The organism is Rhizobium sp. LEGMi-198b (assembly GCF_054114205.1).
The window spans coordinates 1,237,936-1,258,782 of sequence record NZ_JBSYVH010000001.1; the positions used below are offsets into that span (position 1 = coordinate 1,237,936).

Sequence of the window (20,847 nt, forward strand, 5' to 3'; positions counted from 1 at the left end):
AGCTCCCCTTCTCTAGTGATTTTGGACGATTTATTGCTTCACCGCGCCGGCGGTCAGACCGCTGACGAGATAGCGCTGCAGGAAGAAGATCACGACCAGCGCCGGCGCGATGCCGACGAAGCTTGCAGCCATGAGTTCATTCCAGACAACCTCTTGCCGGCCGAAATAAGCGAACAGCCCAACCGGCAACGGCATGTATTCGGTCTTTGAATTGAATGTGAGCGCATAGATGAACTGCTGCGCATAGGCTTCGATGAAGGAGGAAATCGCCACCACGACGATGCCCGGCATCGCGATCGGCAGGATGACGCGGCGCAGCGTGTAGAGTTGGCTTGCGCCATCGACATAAGCGGCCTCGTCAAGCTCCCGGGGGATGCGCTTCATATAGGTGTGCAGCAGCCAGATCCCGGTTGGGATGATGAAGGCGACGCCCGGCACGATCATGGCGAAATAGGTGTTGAGCACGCCGAAGGAACGCATGAGCCGGAACAGCGGAATCAGCAGGACCGCACCGGAGAACATCTTGACGGCGAGAAAGGCGCCGAGCAGCAGTCCGGAGCCCCTGAACTCGAAACGCGCGAAGGCATAGGCAGCCGGCACCACCAGGATCAGCACGATGATGGTAATCGTGCCGGAAATCAGGAACGAGTTGAAGATGTACCAGCCGAAGCCCGGCACACTGGTCCACATCGTCCGATAGGCGGCGAACGAACCGTTTTCGGGAATGAAACGGTAGGGTGACGAGAAAAGCTGGCTGAGCGGCTTCAGCGAAACCAGAAACCCTTCGATAAAGGGCGCTAGTACAAAGGTAAGAAACAGCAGAATACCGGCATAGATGCCGATAAGTTCATACCATCTGTAGCGATTGATCATCGAAGGGTGGTTCATCGCTTGTCCCCCGTGGCAAAGCGGCTGGTCAGGCGGAAGTAAGCGAGGCAGAAGAGCGACAGGAAGATGCAGATCAGCACTGCACGGGCCGCCCCATCACCATATTTGTAGGAGCCGATCGCCGTACGATAGGTATCGATGATCATCGTCGTCGTCTCACCATTCGGGCCGCCGCGGGTCAAGATCCAGATGATGTCGAAGGAGTTGAACGTCGAAATCAGCGACAGCATCGACATGGTGACCAGCGAGGGCACCAGGAGTGGCAGCGTGATGCGGCGGAAGCGGTAGGACCGCCCTGCGCCATCCGTCCAGGCGGCTTCATATAGATCCTGCGGAATCGACTGCATGGCAGCCAGCATATAAAGCGTCACCATCGGCACGCCGATCCAGACGTCCGTTATAATCGTCGCCCAGAAGGCCGTGCTGCCAAAGGCCAAAAAGGCAACCGGGCCATCGACGAGACCAAAGCGCTGCAGCAGGCCGGAAATCATGCCGAACTGGCCGTTATACATCCAGCCCCACATGAAGATGCCGATCGCCATCGGCACGATCCAGGGCGGCATGGTCAGCACTCGAAAAAGCGAGCGGCCGGGAACCGCCGAATTCAGCATCATCGCCCCGAAGGTGCCGATGATCATCTTGATCGACACGGAAAAGAACGTCCAGATGAAGGTGCGGACGATCACCGAGGCAAATGTTTCGTTGAAAATCTTCGCATAATTTTCGAAGCCGACCCAGTTTGTCAGCTTCTTCAGCGAGGCGTCGGTGAAGGACAGGATGACGGTGTCGACCAGCGGATAGGCGACGATGACGACGACGTAGAGAACGGCCGGAAGAAGCAGGAGCCAGGCGAAGATGACTGTGCTGCGTTGAACACCCATCTTGCGCCTCCCTCTATGCGGCCCGCGAGTGCAGCGCTTCGTCGAACTCGTCCCAGATCGGGCGGAGATCGACGACGGCTCTCTTCCTGCGAGCCTCGTCCATCGACAAGGCAAGAATGCCCGCTTCGAGCGCATTCAATGTCGAGACCGGCAGATGCTGCCCCGATCTGACATGCGAGATGATATCGGCCGCCATCTGCTCGTCAGCGCCGTAGTGTTGCGAAAGCACCGTCCGCGTCGCATAGGTCTTCTCGATCACCTTGTTGCCGGTAAGCATCTCGTGGACGTTGAAATAGCCGCGAATGAAATCGCCTTCCGCCATGCCGCGCGAGCCCATGATGGCGAAGCGGCGGAACTGGTCTGGGACGTTCAGATTGGTGTGAAAGTTCATGCCGACGCCGTTGGCATATTCGACGATCGCCACCTGGTAATCGATGATGTCGCCATCGCTGTCGAAAACCTTGTCCGATCCCATCCAGCCGCTCGGCTTGCGATGGAAAAGCTCGAGATCGTTGATGCCTTCCCTTGCCGGGTCGTTTTCCGGAATGAAGCTCTTGCGCCCGCCAAAGCTGGCGACCCTCTCCGGTCGTGCGCCGACCACGCCATTATAGAGATCGAGGTCATGGCAGCATTTCTCCAACATGAAGCTGCCGGAATAATGTTCGTAGCGGCGCCAGTCGCGCATGAAGAAGGCGCCGTGGTAGGGTTCGATATGCTCGGCCGCCTCGATGGAAACGATGCGACCGAGCTTTCCTTCGGCCTGCGCGACGAGCAGATCGCGATACATCGGCGAATAGCGCAGGACGAGGCCGACCATTAGCCGCTCATGGCCGAATTTTGCCATCAGGCGGGCAAGCTCGATACTGTCCCTAATGCTCGTGACGATCGGCTTTTCGCAGAAAATCTTGAGACCTGCCTCAAGCCCGAGGCGAATATGATCGAGATGCATGTGGTTCGGCGAACCAATCATCAGCAGGTCGAGCTTTTCACTGGCGATCAGCTCCTGCGGGGAGGCATAGGCCTTGCCGGCCGAAATGCCGTTTTCGGTCAGGCCCTGAAGGCCCGCCGGCTCGGGATCCACATAGCCCGCGATCTCGAAGCTGTCATCGATCGCTTTGAAAACATACCCCAGATATCCCAGACGGAATCCGAGTCCAATGATCCCCACTCGCATACTGGTAACGTTCCCGCTGCGTAATTTATTTTCGTCAGCTTGAGCGAAATTTTCCCATTCGTCAACGCGCTTCGGGAAAATACTCGAAATGATGAAATTCATTTTCAGATCAGCGTTCAGCAACCCGCTACCGCTTTGGAGCGGAGCGCATCGGATATCGATCTCTTGCCGATTACTTTTGCGGGATGGCCGAGCCTATCTGTTGGGGCCGTTATATTGCCAATACTGATAGTTCGGCTTGCCGGTGCCTTCGGAGATGACGCCGTTTTGTTCGCAGATATAACCGAGACGCGGCATGTTGTGATAGAAGACGCCCTCGTGGAATCCGCGTATGCGCACCGTGGTCGTGCGGCACTCGAATTTTTCGTCAGCAGCCATCTTCGGTTCCGTCACTCCCGGAAGGTCCTTATAGGGATAGATCGGGCGGACATAGGGCTTGGGGAGCAGCGGATTGTCGGCAAAGGCAGGCACGGGCACGAGGCCGGCGAGAAGTAACGCGGCAATGACGATTTTCGGTCTGCTCCACATGGATTTCAGGATCCTTCCGGCATGCAGGCGCATGACAATACGCCGTCTGTCTCAGATATAATGATGCCCATGCAGCGCCAACAGATGACGCATGAAAATGACCTCGGAAACCGGCATGTCTGCAACCGCACATTCGTTCACAGCAAATTACGTCAGCGAAAACGCTTTTACTTGAGCATACACTATAAGCGTGCAATCTGAATTTGCGAAAAGTGAGAAGCCTGTTATATATAAATGGGGCTGTCGCTTTAGTTTATCTTGGTCGGGATTTCTATTTTTGGGAGTAAAGGTGATTCTGGAGCGGACCAATCGGATCATCGCATGTGCGGAAGTACCCAGCGCCGATAATCCGGCCTCGCAAGTTCGCATTTACGTCATCAACCTCGACCGTTCGCCCGAACGCTGGGAAAGATTGCGCGGACAGGCCGCCCAATACGGGCTAAATGTCACTCGAATTCCCGCTATCGACGGTAAGACGATTCCGGAACGCGACCGCGTCGATTTCCAGCCGCGGCAATTCATCTATCACAACGGGCGTAAATTGCTGGCCGGCGAATATGGTTGCTACCGCAGCCATCTGCTTGCCCTGCAGCAATTTGTCGCAAGCGGCGAGAAGATGGCGATCATCATGGAGGATGATGTTGAGCTCAACCATAGATTGATACCCCGTGCGCTCGCCGCCATGGACAGCGTTTGCGGCGCACGCCTGGTGAAGCTCGTCAATCATCGTCTGGTCGGCTTCAAGCCGATATCCGAAACCGCCGAGTGCGACATTGTCGGCCGCTGCATGCACGGACCGCAGGGATCGGCGGCATGCTACATCGTCAACCGGCAAGCCGCGAAGAAGCTGCTGGTCGCGCTGAAGCCGATGCTTCTTCCTTACGATGTCGCGCTCGAGCGTGGCTGGTCGACAGGGGTCGAAACTTTCGCCACCCTTGAAAACGTCGCGGATTTCAGTCCATTCCGCGCCGAAACGACGATCGGCAAGCGCGTCCACTACCGCGCGGTGAAGCGGCATTTTCTATTGCGCGCAACAGCGCATTGGTTCCGCTTCTGCGACCAGATCCGCCGTTGGGCCTATACCGTGAAGGCCAAGCCTCAATCGATTGTCGGGGGCGGCGGCGAACGGTAAGGCGGCTCGGCTTTTGCCGGAATGTCCCAAAACTACAGCCCCGCGACGCTGCCGAAATCCGGCTGACCGATGGTCAGATCCACCTCGCGCTCACGGAAAACGAGGTCCACCACTTCGCCACTCGGCGCGTAGCCGGAGACCAGCTTCTGCAGCAGGGTTCTTGCCTGCGGGATGTCGTTTTCATCCAGCGCTGCCTCAAGGGCCGCAAGCCTCTTTGACAGCTCCGACCAGGGCAGGAAATCTTCCTTGGCCCGCATGATGCGCGGATGGGTCGTCGCCTGCGGATTGTCGCCGATCAGCAGCTCTTCATAGAGTTTCTCGCCCGGCCTCAGGCCGGTGATCTCCAGCTCGATGTCGCCCTCCGGCTCATCCTGGTCCCTGACTGTCAGGCCGGACAATTCCACCATGCGGCGGGCAAGATCGGCAATGCGCACTGGTTCGCCCATGTCGAGCAGGAAGACGTCGCCGCCGCCGGACATGGCGCCGGCCTGGATGACGAGCTGCGATGCCTCGGGGATCGTCATGAAATAGCGGGTGATATCCGGATGCGTCAGCGTGATCGGACCGCCATCGCGGATCTGCTGGCGGAAGAGCGGCACGACCGAACCCGATGAACCCAGCACGTTGCCGAAACGGACCATGGCGAAATTCGTGCCCCCCGCGCCGGGCTTGCGGTCCGCGTCCATGGCCTGCAGCACCATCTCCGCCAACCGCTTGCTGGCGCCCATGATGTTGGTCGGACGCACGGCCTTGTCGGTGCTGATCAGGACGAAATCCTCGACACCACAGTCGCGCGCCACTTCGGCTGTCGTCAGCGTTCCCAGCACGTTGTTGCGTATGCCTTCGACGGGATTGTATTCGACGAGCGGCACATGCTTGTAGGCGGCGGCGTGATAGACGGTTTTCGGCCGCCAAGCCTCCATGATCTGTCTGAGCCGCCGGCCATCCCGGATGGACGCCAGGAATGGAATGATGCGGATATCATCGTAGCCAGCCGTCGCCGCCGATTTCTCCAGCTCGCCGTGTATGGCGTAGAGCCCGAATTCATTCTGCTCCACCAGCAGCAGGCAGGAGGGGCGGTTCTTCAGGATCTGACGGCAGAGTTCGCTGCCGATCGAGCCCCCGGCGCCGGTGACCATCACCACTTTGCTGCGGATATTTTTCTCGATCAGCGTGCGATCGGGCGCGATCACGTTGCGGCCGAGCAGGTCTTCGATATCAAGTTCGCGCAGGTCTGAGACCGCGACGCGCCCTTGGGCGAGAGCCGTCAGATCGGGCATGGTGCGCACGGTGACGCGCGCCTTGCGCATGCTTTCGAGAATTTCGTTGCGGCGCTGGCGCGTCGCGTTCGGCAGCGCCAGCAGCACGTCGCTGATCTCGCTCGAGACGCTCAAGGCAGACAGGTCGGCCGGATCATAAATGGGCAGGCCGCCCATGATGCTGCCATGCAGATGCTTGTCATCGTCGAGGTAGCCCACGACATTCAGTTCGGCGCTGTTGGCGAGTGCACCGGCGAGCTGCCGCCCGGAAGAGCCGGCGCCGTAGATCAGCACCTTGGCCAGTTGATTGCGGTTCAACAGCCGCTGATAGGCATTGCCGAGCCAGTAGCGCGTCCACATGCGCGACAAGCCGATGGCGATCAACAGCAGCAACGGCTGCAGGATGCCGACCGTGCGGGGTACGCCAGGCACGCTGATCGCGGTAAAAATGGTCATGAAGGCAAGCGCGTAGATCGCCACCGCCTTGACGACGGTCATGAAGGCCGACATGCCGGCATAGCGGAAGATGGCGCGATAGAGGCCAAGGACGATGAAGATCGGGATGGCAACGAGGAGCGAAACGATCGCCGGCAGCCACTCCACGCCTTCGAGAATGACCCAGTCATCCAAGCGGAGACAATAGGCGAACCAGACGGTCAGCACGCAGAGGCTGGCATCGACAATCAGCGCCAGGGCGCGTTTGGTCGAGCGCGGCAGCGCCAGGAACGGCAGGACGAGCTTATCCGCGGGTACCATGGGTCAGTTTCCCCTGGCGCCGGTCAACGGAACAGCATACCGCTTCTCTCGCATAAATTGTCCCACCATGTATTGCACGGCACAGCAAGATTGTCTTTATGCCTTCGTTAGCAAAATGCAATCACTCTCTGCATCAATTCACTTTTAGAACAGGGGACGCGCAATTGCATCCCCGATCTTGAAAGAGCCACTTACAGCAGAGGTGGCGACGAAGATCACTTCCCAAGATAGCCACGAATGACCGGATGCCGGAATAAGCCGGCGAGGATGGCAAAGGCTGCCCCGAGGCTCATGCCGAACAGGGCGCCGGCGATCAATCCGGCCACCATCATCACCTTTCGGCTCGGTCCATTCGCCGTCAGCGGCGGCTCGGCCTCGGAGATGACACGGATATTGTTCTGCGACAGGTCCTGCGCGTCGCTCGTCTGGCCGGAACGCTTCAGCAGCGCCTCGTAAACCTCGCGCGCAGCAGCCGCCTTGCGCTGCAACTCGTTCAGTCCGACCAGCTTGCCCGATGTATTGACCTGCGATGCCTTCTGCACCGCCAATTCCTTGGCGATATCCTGCTCAGCCTTCTGCGCCTGCTCGTAATCGGCGCGGGCCGACGTCGTCTGCCGCTGCAACTCGCGGCGAATTTCCGCTGCGAGGCTGTCGAGCGAGGATTTGGCGGCAAGCAGGCGTGGATGGCGGGCGCCGAGCTGGCTTTGCAGGCTGCCGACATTGGCGGCGAGCGTCGCATATTGCTGGCGCAGACTGCTGAGCGATGTGGACGTTGCCGTCATGTTGGCCTGGGAGCCATTGGCAACGACGTCCTCGAAACTCAGTTTATTGGCAGCTTCGGCCCGTGCCTTCGCCTCGATCGTCTTTTGCTGTGCGGTCACCAGCATATCGTTCAGCGCAGTCAGGCGCTTGTCGGAAATCAGATTGCCTTCGACGGCGACCATATCATTATCGGCCCGGTAGACCTCGACGGCCTTTTCGGCGTCAAGCACCTGCTGGCGCAGATCTTCAAGCCGGCCATCCAGCGCGGTGCTGCTGGTGTGATAGCTGTTCGCCGCCGCCTTGCTCTCTTCCTCCATGAAGGAGGTAACAAGCTGGTTGGCGATCTTGGCCGACTTTTGCGGATCGCGCGTCGTGACCTTCAGCGACACGACATAGGTACTGGCCTCGCGGGCGATCAGCACTGCCTTCGCCAGCGTTGCAGTCGCCACGTATTTTGCCGCGTCGCCGGTCGCGCCGCCGTTGAATTGGGGGTCCTGATCGAGCTTCAGCGCATCGACGACCCGGCCCAGCACCTTGCCGGAGGAAAGGATCTGGGTCTGGCTGTCGATCATCGTCAGGATCAGTTCCGGCGCAGTGGGCGCGGCCTGCGGACCATCGGAGCCCCCCACTTGGCGAGGATCGAAATAGAGGCTGGTTTCGGCCGTGAATTTCTGCGGCAGCAGCGGGATGATGCTGGCGCCGAGCACGGCCCCGACGCCTGCAAGCGCAAGAACCAGCAGCTTTTTCGCCCAGATCGACCGCACAGCCGAGCGCAAGTCGAGAAGCGGCGTATCGGCCGCGGGCATCCGCGCAGGCGAAACCGCTTCCGGCGTAACAACAACCACCGGCTCGGTGACCGGGGGGGGCGCGACAACGACCGGCTCCGCGGCCGGTGGCGGCGCGGCTTCCGCTTTGCGCTCGAATTCGCGACGTACGTCATCGCGGGCGGCGATTATCCGCTCCGCCGGATCGACCGGCTTTTCGGCGGCAACGGGTTGAACCTCATGAACAAAGTCTCTCGGCCGCAGCACAGGGCTGCGTGAACGCAAGCCTTCGCGCCGTCCTTCGTACGGCTCGGTGCTGCGCCAATCCGAGAGTTGGCTCGATCGCTTGCTTCGTTCCAATGAGTTCATGTCAGACTTTCACGGGGTCCGCGCGCAGTCTCTGCGCCGCAGATGCCTGGAGTTTAGAAATGTTTGGCTAACGGAACATTAAGGACATTCCCAGGAAGTCCCTTGGTGGAGGCAGGCAGAGAGCCCGCCAAGCCCATCTCTTCATCAATATTCAACCGGGAGGTTCATATGAAACGGGCTCACTGGCGACGAGGAAGAACAGGAGCTTGCAATGACCGGACTCGTGAGGAGACTGCTGCGCCAAGCGCTCGCCGCAGCGGTTCTGCTCGCTTCGGCCGCAGAGACCGATGCAAGCTTTGACCCATCGCAGCTCTGCTATCGGGGCATCAACCTTTCCGGGGCCGAATATGGCGATCGCACCGGCGTGGTCGGCACCAACTATACCTATCCGTCGGAAGAAACGGTGCGCTATTTCGCCAACAAGGGCATGAATGTCGTCCGCCTGCCGTTCCGTTGGGAGCGGCTGCAGCCGGTGCTTGGCCAGCCGTTGGACGGCGAAGAACTGCAACGGCTCAGGGATGCCGTCGACCTCATCCAAGAGCACGGCATGGCCGTCGTCTTGGATCCGCACAATTTCGGCTATTACGACAAGGATCAACTCACACAGGCGCCTGCGACCGATCTCGCCTTCGGCGATTTCTGGGCGCGCCTCGCCGTCGAGTTTGCCAATCAGAAGGGCGTGTTCTTCGGCCTGATGAACGAGCCGCACGATATCAAGGCTCCCGATTGGTTGGAGGCCGCCAATACCGCGATACAGGGCATTCGTACGGTCGGCGCCCGCAACCTCATCCTCGTGCCCGGCACGAACTGGAGCGGCGCGTTCACCTGGGCTACGGACAGGATCGGCGGCGGCGCGAACGATACTGTCATGCTTGGCGTCAAGGACCCTCTCGATTTCTATGCATTCGAGTTTCATCAGTATCTCGATGCCGACAGTTCCGGTACGCATCCTGTCTGTGATGGCAGCGACCAGGCCAGACAAGGGCTGACCGACGTCACCGCCTGGCTGCGCAAGAACGGCAAGCGCGGCTTTCTCGGCGAATTCGGCGTGGCGGGAAACCAGCCCTGTCTTGACGGGCTGAAGCAGGTTTTCGATGTCATGGCCGACAACAACGATGTCTGGCTCGGCTGGACCTATTGGGCCGCCGGCGACTGGTGGCCGTCGCAGGAGCCGCTGAACGTGCAGCCGCGCGGCGGAAAGGACCGGCCGCAGATGAAGGTGATCGTTGCTGCCGTCGGTAAGAAAACGGCGATTGCGCCGGCCTGCGCCAGCGTCAAGCCGGCGGGCTGATCGACGGAGACGAACGGGCGGATAGCGCTTTGTCGCGAATCACGGCGCTGCTATGGTTGCCCCGGCCGATGGACGCGGCAGCCCTGGACATTTCATGAAAAGCCTCACGGACAAGCAGCGCATCGATTACCCGATCCTGGCGATCACACTGTTTTCGGTCCTCTACAACTGCATTCTCGCCTATATCAACCACAACATCACGCCGCTTGCCGTCTCGCATGTCGTGCTCTGCGAAGGCATGATGATGCTTTCCAGCGTCGCGTTCATTTTGAAGAAGGGCATCTATGAGGAGGATCTGCCGATCTTCCTCTTTCTGACATTCACGCTGATCATCACGATCTACATCACCGTGCTGAACCATGTGCCTTTCATCGACCAGTTCCGCAACGTGCTGATCATCGTCTCCTTCGCCGGCATCGGCAGTTGGGCGAGCGAGCGGACGGTGAAAATGGCTTTCCGCATCGGCTGTTTCTTCGTGCTGCTGTTTCTAGTCTGCGAGATCGTCAGCACGCCCTTCTATGTCAGCCTGTTCCATCCCGGCGAATATTTCGAGAATACCCGCGGCATCAAGCAGGCAAGCTTCAATAGTACCGGCCTGTTCGCTAACGCACTCGGTTTCCAGGGCCGCTTCTCCTTCGGCCTCATCGACCACCGGTCGTCGTCGATCTTCCTGGAGCAGGTGTCGCTCGCCAATTTCTGCGGCGTGATCGTCATCTATCTGCTCTCCTTCTGGCCGAAGCTCGGCAGGATCGACAAGGCGCTATTCGTTTCGACGGTGCTGCTGATCCTGCTCACCAACGATACGCGCACGATGCTGATCTTCTCCTGCATCAGCATCATCGGCTACTTCGTCTTCCCGAAGATCCCGAAGGCTTTCGATCTCATCCTGATGCCGCTGATCATCCTGATCGGCTTCTTCGTGCATTTCATGAAGCCGGATGAAATGGGCGACAATTTCACCGGCCGTATCGGCGTCACGGTCAAGAAGATGCTGGATCTCGATTTCCAGGCGATCCTCGGCCTGGATATTGCGCGTATCGGGGAATTCGCCGACAGCGGTTACGTCTACCTCATCTACGGTTCGACGATTTTTGGCCTAATCATGTTCTGGCTGTTCGTCTGCCTTTTTCCCGCCGGTGCAACCCCGGCGCAAAGACGGTGCGGTCATTCACTCTCTCTTTTCATTTTTCTGAATATGATGATCGGCGGTACGGCGATCTTTTCCATCAAAATCGCCGGCCTGCTCTGGCTGCTGATCGGTTACATGCGCGTTTCTGAAAAGCCGCGCACTGCCCGGACACAGCCGGCAAATGTGGATGGCAGCAGAGTGCCGGGCTGACTTGCTTCATGTCGGCTGAGGCCGCATGAGGATCGGGATGCTTGTACAGTTGCAGTATCTGCGCGCCATTGCTGCGCTGATGGTCGTCTATTTTCATTCAGTGCTGCAGGTACCGAAGGTCAATTCCGGCTTCGACTGGCAATTCCATCTCTTCGGCGAGACTGGCGTCGACATTTTCTTCGTCCTCAGCGGTTTCGTCATGTGGCTGACCACGGCAGGACGTGAAGTGCGCCCGCTCGACTTCTATCGCCGCCGCATCCAGCGCATCGTGCCGCTTTATTGGCTGGCGACACTGTTTTCCGCCGCCGTCGCTCTCGTCGCGCCATCGATCCTGAAATCGACGGTGTTCGACGTTCCCCACCTCGTCGCTTCGCTTCTATTCCTGCCCTGGCACAATGCTGCCGATCCCAGCCTCATCGCACCCGTCGTCGTGCCCGGCTGGACGCTGAACTATGAAATGTTCTTCTATTTCGTCTTCGGCCTGTTGCTGCTGGTGCGCGAAAAATGGCGGCTCCATGCCCTCTTCGGCACGATGACGGCGATCATCCTCGCCTGCCACCTGTTTCCGGTAGAAACGACCGCCACCACGGTCTATGGCGACCCGATCATCTACGAATTCCTGGCGGGCGTCGTTCTCGCCAAGCTTTATCTCGAAAAAGTGCTGCTGCCGCAGACGGTAGCCTGGCCGGCGCTGGTGGTCGGATTCGCCTTCCTGCTGATCAACGAGACGCTCTGCGATGCCAGCATGCGCTCCTATATGTGGGGCATTCCGGCTGTCATTATTCTCTACTCGGCCGTCTCGATCGATTTTTCCAAGCTTCCCGTCATCGGCTGGTTGAGCTATCTCGGCGACGCGTCCTACAGCATCTACATCACCCATGCCTTCACGCTGGCATTTCTGCGCGTCGTCTGCGGCGTGCTGAAGATCGATATCATGGCGCATGGCCCAATCTTCGTCAGTTGCTGCATGGTCGGCTCGGCGATCGGCGGCGCGATCGTCCACGAGCTGACGACACCCAGCCGCTGGAGCAAGTGGAAAAAGAAGCAGGCCGCCATCGCCTGAGCCGTTTCTCATCGATCTGCAGCGGCTTTCCCTCAGAACGACGGGGATACGCGGCTGAAAGGCGCAATGGGAACGGAATTTTCCGCCACCTATCTTAAGCTCTGTTGCGAGGAATGGGCGGGGAGCTTTCCCGTGCCTTTCGATTGCTATAAGCGAGCGGCGAAACGACGAGCCGCCTTACGAGGGAAGAAACATGAAGAGCTATGTTCTACGGGTATCCTGCAAATCGACGCGCGGGATCGTTGCGGCGATAGCGAATTATCTGGCCGACCAGGGCTGCAATATCGTCGACTCCAGCCAGTTCGACGATCTCGATACCGGCAAGTTCTTCATGCGGGTCTCCTTCATCTCGGAGGAAGGCGTCAAGCAGGAGGCATTGGTCGAAGGCTTCAAGCCGGTCGCGGAGAAATTCGAGATGGATGCCGAGATCTACGATACCCAGAAGCGCATGAAGGTGCTGCTGATGGTGTCGCGCTTCGGCCATTGCCTCAACGACCTGCTGTATCGCTGGAAGATCGGCGCGCTGCCGATCGACATCGTCGGCGTCGTCTCCAACCATTTCGATTACCAGAAGGTGGTCGTCAACCACGACATCCCCTTCCACCACATCAAAGTGACGAAGGACAACAAGCCGCAGGCCGAAGCGCAACTGCTGGACCTCGTCGAGCAGACCGGCACCGAACTGATCGTGCTGGCCCGCTACATGCAGGTGCTGTCGGACGCCATGTGCAAGAAGATGTCGGGCAAGATCATCAACATCCACCATTCCTTCCTGCCGAGCTTCAAGGGCGCCAACCCGTACAAGCAGGCCTATGAGCGCGGCGTCAAGCTGATCGGGGCGACGGCACATTACGTCACCGGCGATCTCGACGAAGGTCCGATCATCGAGCAGGACACGGCCCGCATCACGCATGCGCAGTCGGCCGAGGATTATGTCTCGATCGGCCGCGATGTCGAAAGCCAGGTGCTGGCGCGGGCCATCCATGCCCATATCCACTACCGCACCTTCCTCAACGGCAACCGCACCATCGTCTTCCCGGCAAGCCCCGGAAGCTATGCTTCGGAGCGGATGGGATAAAACACGCGGCGATGGCAAGGTGGCGCTGCATTCGCAAACCCGCGATCTGCGCCTCCATGTCCCTATTTCCTTTTCCCGCTAAATTGCGATTTAATGCGGCCGATATCGAATCGCTTGGAGGTTGCGGAGGAGGAAAATGCGATCATATCTGGAGAGAATCCTGCCGCTCTCGGCCCTTGCCATCCTTGTGAGCACACAGGTGTCGACGGCCGCAATGACCTCGGAAGAAGACCCTTCGAAGATCGATCTCGCCAAGCTGATCGAATGCACGACCTACGACGTACCAAGCTATAATGGCTTTGCCATGTGGCTGACCGGACCGGAAAGCGATGAGGCGATGAGACGGTTCGGCATTACCGAGCAGCCGTCGACCAGCCTTCTGCTGCGGGAATTCAAGCTGGCAAAGCCGATCACCGTTTTCGGGCGACAGACCGACAGGATCGCCTTCGCTTCCTCCGGTCCGCTTGCCCTGATCAACGAGGCCGATCCGCATCCGCTTGCCAAGGAGCTGGGTGTCACCGCCGCGGTCGATCGGTTCGACAAATATCTTGCCGAAAGGGAGATATTCTCCAAGAAGGAGCAGTTGGAGAATTCCGACACGGTCCTGCATTCGCGCATCGCCCTCGACGTCTCGACTGACATCTACCATCCCGGCAAGACGCTCGCCGGCTGCAGCTATTCAATCGAAGTTGAGTAGGGTCTGAACAAGACCGACTTTTGTGTATTCAAATGAACGCACAGCGCTCTTGAGCATCCCGCTTTCATGCAAATGAACGCATGGCGCTCTAGGCAGGCGTAATCGGGAGCCTATCTTTCGTCTTAACGTTAGATCACCCTATTCGTTTTCGGTGATTTTCTTTTGGACGGAATGGTTTAGTGTCGACGCAGATGAACCATCCGGGGGAGCCATGACCGACGCCGCGCTCGTCAATCGCATGCAACTGCCAAGACCGGATACCACGCCGGAAGCGGCGGCGGAGATCTTGCAGACGCATTACGGCCTGACCGGAACGGTTACCGAACTCGGCAGTCAGCAGGACCGCAACTACCGTATCGACGCGGGTGACAACAGCTACGTTCTGAAGATCTGCCGGACGGAATACGATACGGTCGAGCTGGAGGCGCAGAACGCCGCCATCCGCCATCTGCATGCGAAACCCGATGCGCCGCGCGTGCCCAATATCGTGCCCTCGCTGAGCGGCCGGGATATTCTCGTCGTCACCATTCGCGAGCAGGATTACCTCGTCCGGCTGCTCAGCTATCTTCCTGGTCAATCGCTGACGCGGCGCAAGCATCTGCCTATTGCCGCCGTTTCGGCGCTGGGTGCCCTTTCCGGCCGGCTCGCCCGTGACCTTGCCGATTTCGAACATCCCGGCCTCCACCGCAGCCTGCAATGGGACCTGCGCCGCGCCGGGCCGGTCGCCGTGCAGCTCCTGTCGGCGATATCGGATCACGAGGCGCGCGACCGCATCGCCAAGGCGATGGTCGCGGCCGTGAAGCGCATCCAGCCGCTCGCGAGCGGGCTTCGCGTGCAGCCCGTCCATCACGACGTCACTGGCGACAATGTCGTCAGTCATCCGGATGCGCATGGGCAGCCTATCCCGGATGGGGTGATCGATTTCGGCGACATCATCCAGGGCTGGGTGGTGGGCGACCTCGCCGTCACCTGCGCCTCGCTGCTTCACCACGCCGAAGGCGATCCCTTCTACATCCTCCCTGCCATCAAGGCCTATCACGCGATCTATCCGCTCGGGGAAGCCGAATTGAAGGCGCTCTGGCCGCTGATCGTCGCCCGCGCGGTGATTCTCGCCGCCAGCGGCGAGCAACAGCTCGCCATCGACCCCGACAATGATTACGTGCGCGGCAATCTCAAACTCGAGCGCGAGATTTTCGACGTTGCCACCGGCGCGCAGCCGGACGTGATGGAAGCGGCGATCCTCCGGGCCGCGGGCATGGATCTCGCTCCGCTCGCCACCGACGGCTGGTCCGCATTGCTGCCGGACATTGCATCGGATCATATCGCCGCCGTCGATCTTTCCGCGACCAGCCCGCATTTCGTCGACGGTAACTGGCTAAAACCGGACATGGACTGGCGGTTGCTCGCCAAGGCGGCCATCGCTTCCGGCTCGGCTGCGACGCGCTACGGGGAATTCCGTCTGTCGCATGCCGATCTTCTCAGCATGACGCCGCCGCAGAATTTCGCGCTGCATAGCGATATCTGCCTGCCGGCCGGCACGACCGTCACCGCGCCCTTTGCCGGCCGCATCCAATGGCATGGCCAGCATCTCGTTCTGATTGGCGAAACCGTCAGCCTGCATCTCGACGGCGTCGAGTGCACGCTGGAAGAGGGCGCCGAGGTGGAACAAGAGGCGATCGTCGGCACGATCGGCAGCGAGGGCTCGGCCATCGGGGGACTGCGCGTGCAGCTCTGCCGCGTCCAGGGCCTGGTGCCGCCGCTCTTTGCGACGGCCCATCAGGCCGATGGCTGGTCGGCCGTCTGTCCCTCGCCCGCCATTCTCCTGAACGAGGCCTGCGAGGCGCCGCGGCTGGAGAGCGCCGCACTTCTCACGCAGCGCGAAGCGCATTTTGCCAGCCCGCAAAAGCATTATTACGACGTCCCGCCGCAGATTGAGCGCGGCTGGCATGAATTCGTGTTCGACACGCAAGGCCGCACCTATCTCGACATGGTCAACAACGTGACCATGCTCGGCCATGCGCATCCGCGGCTGACGGCGGCCATCGAGCGGCAATGGTCACGGCTCAACACCAATTCCCGCTTCCACTATGCCGCCGTTGCCGAATTTTCTGAGCGTTTAGCGGCATTGGCGCCCGATGGTCTCGACAGCGTCTTTCTCGTCAACAGCGGTTCCGAGGCCAACGATCTCGCCATCCGGCTTGCCTGGGCGCATACGGGCAAGAAAAACATGCTGTGCCTGCTGGAGGCCTATCACGGCTGGACGCTGGCAAGCGACGCCGTCTCCACTTCCATTGCCGACAATCCGCAGGCGTTGACGACGCGACCGGACTGGGTGCATCCGCTCGTTTCGCCCAATACCTATCGCGGCCCGTTCCGCGGTCCGGATTCGGCTGCGGACTACGTGGCCGGTGTTACGACCTTGCTGGAGACCATCGACGAGAAGGCCGAGGGTCTCGCCGGCTTCATCGCGGAAGCGGTCTACGGCAATGCCGGCGGCATTGCCCTGCCGCGCGGCTATCTCGCCGATGTCTACGCCGCCGTCCGGCAACGGGGCGGCCTCTGCATCGCCGACGAGGTGCAGGTGGGTTACGGCCGGCTCGGCCACCATTTCTGGGGATTCGAGACCCAGGAGGTCGTGCCCGATATCATCACCATCGCCAAGGGCATGGGCAACGGCCATCCGCTCGGCGCCGTCATCACCCGGCGGGAGATCGCCGAATCACTGGAGAAAGAGGGCTATTTCTTCTCCTCGGCCGGCGGCAGTCCGGTGAGCTCGGTTGTCGGCCTTACCGTGCTGGACATCATGAAGGACGAAGGCCTTCAGGAGAATGCTCGCATCATCGGCGACCACCTGAAGGCTGGGCTGATCGCGCTGATGGAGCATTTTCCGCTGATCGGCGCCGTGCACGGCATGGGCCTCTACCTCGGCGTCGAATTCGTCCGCGATCACGAGACGCTGACACCCGCCACGGAAGAGACGGCCGCTCTCTGCGAGCGGCTACTCGAGCTTGGCGTCATCATGCAGCCGACCGGCGATCACCTGAATGTGTTGAAGATAAAACCACCGCTTTGCCTCTCGGCGGAAAGCGCCGATTTCTTCGTGAAAGCCCTGGAAAAGGCGCTGGAGGACGGCGTCTAGGGCCGCCATCCCCGCCATTAACCATTGAGGAGATTTGGCGGCAAACCGATTTTTAATCTTCTCGGCCATTGTCGAATCTCGTTCCAATTCCTATCTGTGGGACGGTGATCGGCAATGCCCTTCCGATACGGGAGGCTGCGCGGAGGTTGATACAGGCTTTCTCGTAGTTAGTCGGATACGGAATTTTATTTTCCCGATCGTCGATATTTTGACATCTTTCGGAATATGTTTCTGAAGATGGAATTGCTATTATCTACCAAGATTGTAGACAATAGAACACCAGATCGCAGGCCTCTCCCGTTGGGGCCTTACAAGTACAACGCCAACTAAGGAAAGTGACATGCTGAATTTTAAAGTCATCGCTTCGATCCTTGGGCGGTCCGTGCTTGGCCATGACCGCTCGGGCGCACTCTCCCGCCCGCGCTGTCGAATGTGACGTTCGTCCTCTTATCGGATTCAAACAGTCAATTCGCCATATCTGCGCCGCTAGGGCGCGGAGGGAGTATTTTTAATGAAAAAGCAAGTCATCGAATATGCTGGCGTTCCCGTCGGCATCGTTGTTCCGGATGAAGACCGGCTGAAGTTCATAGCCGTGAAATATCATGTCCATGATCTGGACGAGCAGCGTTTCAGAAGCGCGGATGAGGTCAAACTCGCCATCCGCGATCTCCTCGTCCGCCAACAGGCTAAGCCGATCCACGTTTGATGGATCGGCTCGGCTATTCCCCACCATCACCACACCACATCATCAGCCCTTGCTCTTCGAGCGTCGTTCGCTCCCTGGGTGGGGGTTGATCTTTTGTACCGGCCCATCGAAAGCCTCTCCGTCCGATCGCCACGGTCTCTCCGCCCTCATGGTGAGGCGCGCAGGCTGAAAGCCGGAGCCTCGAACCACGAGGGTCGGCCTCCACAGCACTCCCCTTCGACAAACCCATCTTGTCTTTTCCCCCTCTTTGCGATCCTATCGCCATGACGACCTCGCGCTTTGAAGGCGAAGGATTTTTCATTGGCTGATCTCCTCAATCTCCTAACCGATATCGAAGGCGTCGGCGTCGGTCATTGCACCGATCCTGCGCTGGGCTCCGGTGTCACAGCCATCATCTTTGATGAACCGGCAGTCGCCTCCTGTTCCGTGCTCGGCGGTGCGCCGGGCGGACGCGACACGGCATTGCTCGATCCGGCGATGACGGTGGGCGTAGTCGACGGGCTGGTGCTGTCGGGCGGCTCAGCCTTCGGTCTCGATGCGGCGGGCGGCGTGCAGGCGGGCCTGCGCGACATCGGACGCGGCCTGCAGGTCGGTAGTGCGCGCGTGCCGCTGGTGCCTCAGGCGATCCTCTTCGATCTCATCAATGGCGGCGACAAGGATTGGGGCCTGCATTCGCCCTATCGCGACATGGGTTACGTCGCCTTCAAGGCCGCAGGCAAGGGTGCCTTCCCGCTCGGCACGGTCGGTGCCGGCACGGGTGCGACGACGGCGACGGTCAAGGGCGGCCTCGGCTCGGCCAGCGCCGTCAGCAGCCAGGGACATAGGATCGCGGCCATCGTCGCCGTCAATGCGCTGGGCTCGGCCACCATCGGCGAAGGACCGCATTTCTGGGCCGCTCCCTTCGAGATCGGCGGGGAATTCGGCGGCCTCGGCATGCCCGAAACCATAGACACGCGCCTCAGGCTGAAGGGCGCGAATGTTACGGCAACAACGATCGGCGCCATCGTCACCGATGCTGCGTTGACCAAGGCGGAAGCGCATCGGCTGTCGATCTGCGGCCATGACGGTTTTGCCCGCGCGCTGTTGCCCACGCATCTGCCGCTCGACGGCGACACGGTGTTTGCCGCTTCGACCGGCAAACATCAGAGAGACGACCTGCTGAGCTTCATGGAACTCTGCCATCTCGCCACCCTCGTTATGGCGCGCGCCATTGCCCGCGGCGTCTACGAAGCAACGGCGCTGCCCGTCGCAGGCGCGCTGCCGGCCTGGCGGGACCGCTTTCCGGACCGGATAATCTAGCCATTTCGGGACCCCGCCGGGCACGCGCAGCACAAATTTTCGCAATTGTGTGTGCGCTTGCGAGATGACACTATTTCAAAAAAATGGCCTTGCCGGAGGGAAAACCGGCATCGGGAGCCGGAGCAAGGGAATTGAGATGACCAAGTTTTCGAGTTCAGACCTGGGCGATTTTGCGCGCCGTCTTGCCTGCGGCGCCACGCTGTCGGCCGGGCTGCTGATACTGGGCATAGCGCCGGCGGAAGCGGCCAAGACGACGCTGAACATCGGCATGAGCGTCGAACCCACCGGCCTCGATCCGACAATCGCCGCACCCGTCGCCATTGGTCAGGTGACTTGGCAGAACATCTTCGAAGGGCTCGTCGCTATCGACGAGAGCGGCAAGATCGTGCCGCAGCTTGCGAAAAGCTGGGAAATCTCTCCCGACGGGCTAACCTACACATTCAAGCTGCAGACCGGCGTCAAGTTTCACGACGGCGAGGCTTTCGATTCGACGGCGGCGAAATTCGCGCTCGATCGCGCCCGTGACGGCAAATCCGTAAATCCGCAGAAACGCTTCTTTGCAACCATCGCCTCGATCGACACGCCGGACCCGGAAACGCTGGTGCTGCATCTCTCTTCGCCGACGGGCAGCCTGCTCTACTGGCTCGCCTGGCCCTCTTCCGTCATGGTCGGCCCGAATTCTGCCGCCAACGACAAGACGACGCCTGTCGGTACCGGCCCGTTCAAATTCTCGGCCTGGGCCAAGGGCGACCATGTGGAGCTCCTAAAGAACCCGGATTACTGGAACAGATCCGTCGACGTGAAGCTCGACAAGGTGACCTTCCGCTTCATTTCCGATCCGCAGGCGGAAGCGGCAGCCCTGAAGGCCGGCGATCTCGACGCCTTTCCGGAATTCGCGGCACCGGAGCTGATGAGCTCTTTCGACGGCGACGCGCGGCTGATGACCAAGGTCGGCAATACCGAACTCAAGGTCGTCGCCGGCATGAACAATACGCGCAAGCCCTTCGACGATAAGCGGGTGCGCCAGGCCCTGATGATGGCACTTGACCGCAAGACGATCATCGACGGCGCCTGGTCCGGTTTCGGCACGGCGATCGGCAGCCACTACACGCCGAACGACCCGGGATATCAGGACCTGACAGGGACGCTGCCTTATGATCCCGCAAAGGCCAAGGCGCTGCTGGCCGAGGCCGGCTATCCGAATGGCTTCACCTTCACCATCAAGACGCCGCAGATGGCCTATGCGCCGCGTAGCGCCCAGGTGATGCAGGCGATGTTTGCCGATATCGGCGTCACCATGAATATCGAGCCGACGGAATTCCCGGCGAAATGGGTGCAGGACGTCTTCACTGGCCGCGACTACGATATGACCATCGTCGCCCATGCCGAGCCGCTGGACATCGACATCTATTCGCGCGACCCCTATTATTTCAACTATAAGAACCCGGTCTTCAACGAGCTGATGAAGAAGATCCAGCTAACCGCCGATCCGGCGGCGCAGAACAAGCTCTACGGCGAGGCGCAGACGATCCTGGCCGAGGATGCCCCCGCGCTCTTCCTCTTCGTCATGCCGAAGCTCGGGGTCTGGGACAAGAAGCTGAAGGGGCTCTGGGAGAACGAGCCGATCCCCTCGAATGTCTTGACCAACGTCTCCTGGGAAGACTGATCTCTTCGGTTCCGCACAGACAGCAGGGCGGATCACCTCGCCCGCTGTCGAATGTT

General features: G+C 60.0%; 16 protein-coding genes. 10 read left to right on the plus strand and 6 right to left on the minus strand.

All coding sequences use genetic code 11. The features are described from left to right. Window positions 1-30: 30 nt before the first annotated feature. From ACXHXG_RS06060 to ACXHXG_RS06075, 4 genes are all read right to left on the minus strand, one after another. Window positions 31-888, minus strand: a complete 858-nt coding sequence (locus ACXHXG_RS06060; protein ID WP_104821670.1) for a carbohydrate ABC transporter permease — start codon at window positions 886-888, stop codon at window positions 31-33. Next, window positions 885-1,769 carry a carbohydrate ABC transporter permease gene (locus tag ACXHXG_RS06065; RefSeq protein ID WP_457898729.1) on the minus strand — a complete coding sequence of 295 codons (885 nt, stop codon included), beginning with the start codon at window positions 1,767-1,769 and terminating at the stop codon, window positions 885-887. The genes ACXHXG_RS06060 and ACXHXG_RS06065 overlap by 4 nt, the downstream gene beginning before the upstream one ends. 13 nt (window positions 1,770-1,782) lie before the next feature. Next, window positions 1,783-2,943, minus strand: coding sequence for a Gfo/Idh/MocA family protein (locus ACXHXG_RS06070; protein ID WP_104824949.1), 1,161 nt, complete (start codon window positions 2,941-2,943; stop codon window positions 1,783-1,785). A 195-nt stretch (window positions 2,944-3,138) separates the two neighbouring features. After that, the gene (locus tag ACXHXG_RS06075; protein ID WP_285169047.1) at window positions 3,139-3,471 is read right to left on the minus strand and encodes a hypothetical protein; all 333 of its coding nucleotides are present in this window, start codon (window positions 3,469-3,471) and stop codon (window positions 3,139-3,141) included. Window positions 3,472-3,760: 289 nt separating this feature from the next. Between ACXHXG_RS06075 and ACXHXG_RS06080 the strand changes: the two genes are divergently transcribed. Then, window positions 3,761-4,603, plus strand: a complete 843-nt coding sequence (locus tag ACXHXG_RS06080) for a glycosyltransferase family 25 protein (RefSeq protein WP_104821668.1) — start codon at window positions 3,761-3,763, stop codon at window positions 4,601-4,603. Window positions 4,604-4,635: 32 nt separating this feature from the next. Here the strand turns inward: ACXHXG_RS06080 and ACXHXG_RS06085 are convergent, their stop codons facing one another. Then, on the minus strand, window positions 4,636-6,618 hold the full coding sequence (locus ACXHXG_RS06085) for a polysaccharide biosynthesis protein (RefSeq protein ID WP_457898730.1): 1,983 nt from the start codon (window positions 6,616-6,618) through the stop codon (window positions 4,636-4,638). Window positions 6,619-6,833: 215 nt separating this feature from the next. Continuing rightward, on the minus strand, window positions 6,834-8,513 hold the full coding sequence (locus ACXHXG_RS06090) for a GumC family protein (RefSeq protein WP_457898731.1): 1,680 nt from the start codon (window positions 8,511-8,513) through the stop codon (window positions 6,834-6,836). Between the two features lie 211 nt (window positions 8,514-8,724). Here ACXHXG_RS06090 and ACXHXG_RS06095 point away from each other — a divergent pair, with 211 nt between their 5' ends. The 9 genes from ACXHXG_RS06095 to ACXHXG_RS06135 all read left to right on the plus strand — a co-directional run bounded on the left by ACXHXG_RS06095 (window position 8,725) and on the right by ACXHXG_RS06135 (window position 20,791). Beyond that, complete coding sequence (locus ACXHXG_RS06095; protein ID WP_457898732.1) at window positions 8,725-9,804, plus strand: glycoside hydrolase family 5 protein; 1,080 nt, start codon at window positions 8,725-8,727, stop codon at window positions 9,802-9,804. A 94-nt stretch (window positions 9,805-9,898) separates the two neighbouring features. Further along, a complete protein-coding gene (locus ACXHXG_RS06100; protein WP_283048590.1) occupies window positions 9,899-11,143 on the plus strand; it encodes a hypothetical protein in 1,245 nt (414 codons plus the stop codon). Window positions 11,144-11,180: 37 nt separating this feature from the next. Continuing rightward, complete coding sequence (locus tag ACXHXG_RS06105; protein WP_285169051.1) at window positions 11,181-12,206, plus strand: acyltransferase family protein; 1,026 nt, start codon at window positions 11,181-11,183, stop codon at window positions 12,204-12,206. Between the two features lie 193 nt (window positions 12,207-12,399). After that, window positions 12,400-13,284 carry a formyltetrahydrofolate deformylase gene (gene purU / locus ACXHXG_RS06110; RefSeq protein WP_283048586.1) on the plus strand — a complete coding sequence of 295 codons (885 nt, stop codon included), beginning with the start codon at window positions 12,400-12,402 and terminating at the stop codon, window positions 13,282-13,284. A gap of 136 nt (window positions 13,285-13,420) precedes the next feature. Next, window positions 13,421-13,981: a hypothetical protein gene (locus ACXHXG_RS06115; protein WP_104821662.1), complete on the plus strand. Its 561-nt coding sequence runs from the start codon at window positions 13,421-13,423 to the stop codon at window positions 13,979-13,981. Between the two features lie 211 nt (window positions 13,982-14,192). Continuing rightward, window positions 14,193-17,120, plus strand: a complete 2,928-nt coding sequence (locus ACXHXG_RS06120) for an aminotransferase (protein WP_457898733.1) — start codon at window positions 14,193-14,195, stop codon at window positions 17,118-17,120. Between the two features lie 511 nt (window positions 17,121-17,631). Then, window positions 17,632-17,826 (plus strand): hypothetical protein, encoded by a 195-nt coding sequence (locus ACXHXG_RS06125; protein WP_104821660.1) that lies wholly within the window; start codon window positions 17,632-17,634, stop codon window positions 17,824-17,826. A gap of 300 nt (window positions 17,827-18,126) precedes the next feature. Then, complete coding sequence (locus ACXHXG_RS06130; RefSeq protein WP_457898734.1) at window positions 18,127-19,125, plus strand: P1 family peptidase; 999 nt, start codon at window positions 18,127-18,129, stop codon at window positions 19,123-19,125. A gap of 136 nt (window positions 19,126-19,261) precedes the next feature. Beyond that, the gene (locus ACXHXG_RS06135; protein WP_457898735.1) at window positions 19,262-20,791 is read left to right on the plus strand and encodes an ABC transporter substrate-binding protein; all 1,530 of its coding nucleotides are present in this window, start codon (window positions 19,262-19,264) and stop codon (window positions 20,789-20,791) included. The last annotated feature ends 56 nt before the right edge of the window (window positions 20,792-20,847 follow it).

Coding starts and splice junctions, on each gene's coding strand:
- ACXHXG_RS06095 (WP_457898732.1), top strand. CDS start 8,725: ATGACCGGACTCGTGAGGAGACTGCTGCGCCAAGCGCTCGCCGCAGCG.
- ACXHXG_RS06115 (WP_104821662.1), top strand. CDS start 13,421: ATGCGATCATATCTGGAGAGAATCCTGCCGCTCTCGGCCCTTGCCATC.
- ACXHXG_RS06075 (WP_285169047.1), bottom strand. CDS start 3,471: ATGTGGAGCAGACCGAAAATCGTCATTGCCGCGTTACTTCTCGCCGGC.
- ACXHXG_RS06105 (WP_285169051.1), top strand. CDS start 11,181: ATGCTTGTACAGTTGCAGTATCTGCGCGCCATTGCTGCGCTGATGGTC.
- ACXHXG_RS06120 (WP_457898733.1), top strand. CDS start 14,193: ATGACCGACGCCGCGCTCGTCAATCGCATGCAACTGCCAAGACCGGAT.
- ACXHXG_RS06060 (WP_104821670.1), bottom strand. CDS start 888: ATGAACCACCCTTCGATGATCAATCGCTACAGATGGTATGAACTTATC.
- ACXHXG_RS06100 (WP_283048590.1), top strand. CDS start 9,899: ATGAAAAGCCTCACGGACAAGCAGCGCATCGATTACCCGATCCTGGCG.
- ACXHXG_RS06085 (WP_457898730.1), bottom strand. CDS start 6,618: ATGGTACCCGCGGATAAGCTCGTCCTGCCGTTCCTGGCGCTGCCGCGC.
- ACXHXG_RS06070 (WP_104824949.1), bottom strand. CDS start 2,943: ATGCGAGTGGGGATCATTGGACTCGGATTCCGTCTGGGATATCTGGGG.
- ACXHXG_RS06135 (WP_457898735.1), top strand. CDS start 19,262: ATGACCAAGTTTTCGAGTTCAGACCTGGGCGATTTTGCGCGCCGTCTT.
- ACXHXG_RS06065 (WP_457898729.1), bottom strand. CDS start 1,769: ATGGGTGTTCAACGCAGCACAGTCATCTTCGCCTGGCTCCTGCTTCTT.
- ACXHXG_RS06125 (WP_104821660.1), top strand. CDS start 17,632: ATGAAAAAGCAAGTCATCGAATATGCTGGCGTTCCCGTCGGCATCGTT.
- purU (WP_283048586.1), top strand. CDS start 12,400: ATGAAGAGCTATGTTCTACGGGTATCCTGCAAATCGACGCGCGGGATC.
- ACXHXG_RS06090 (WP_457898731.1), bottom strand. CDS start 8,513: ATGAACTCATTGGAACGAAGCAAGCGATCGAGCCAACTCTCGGATTGG.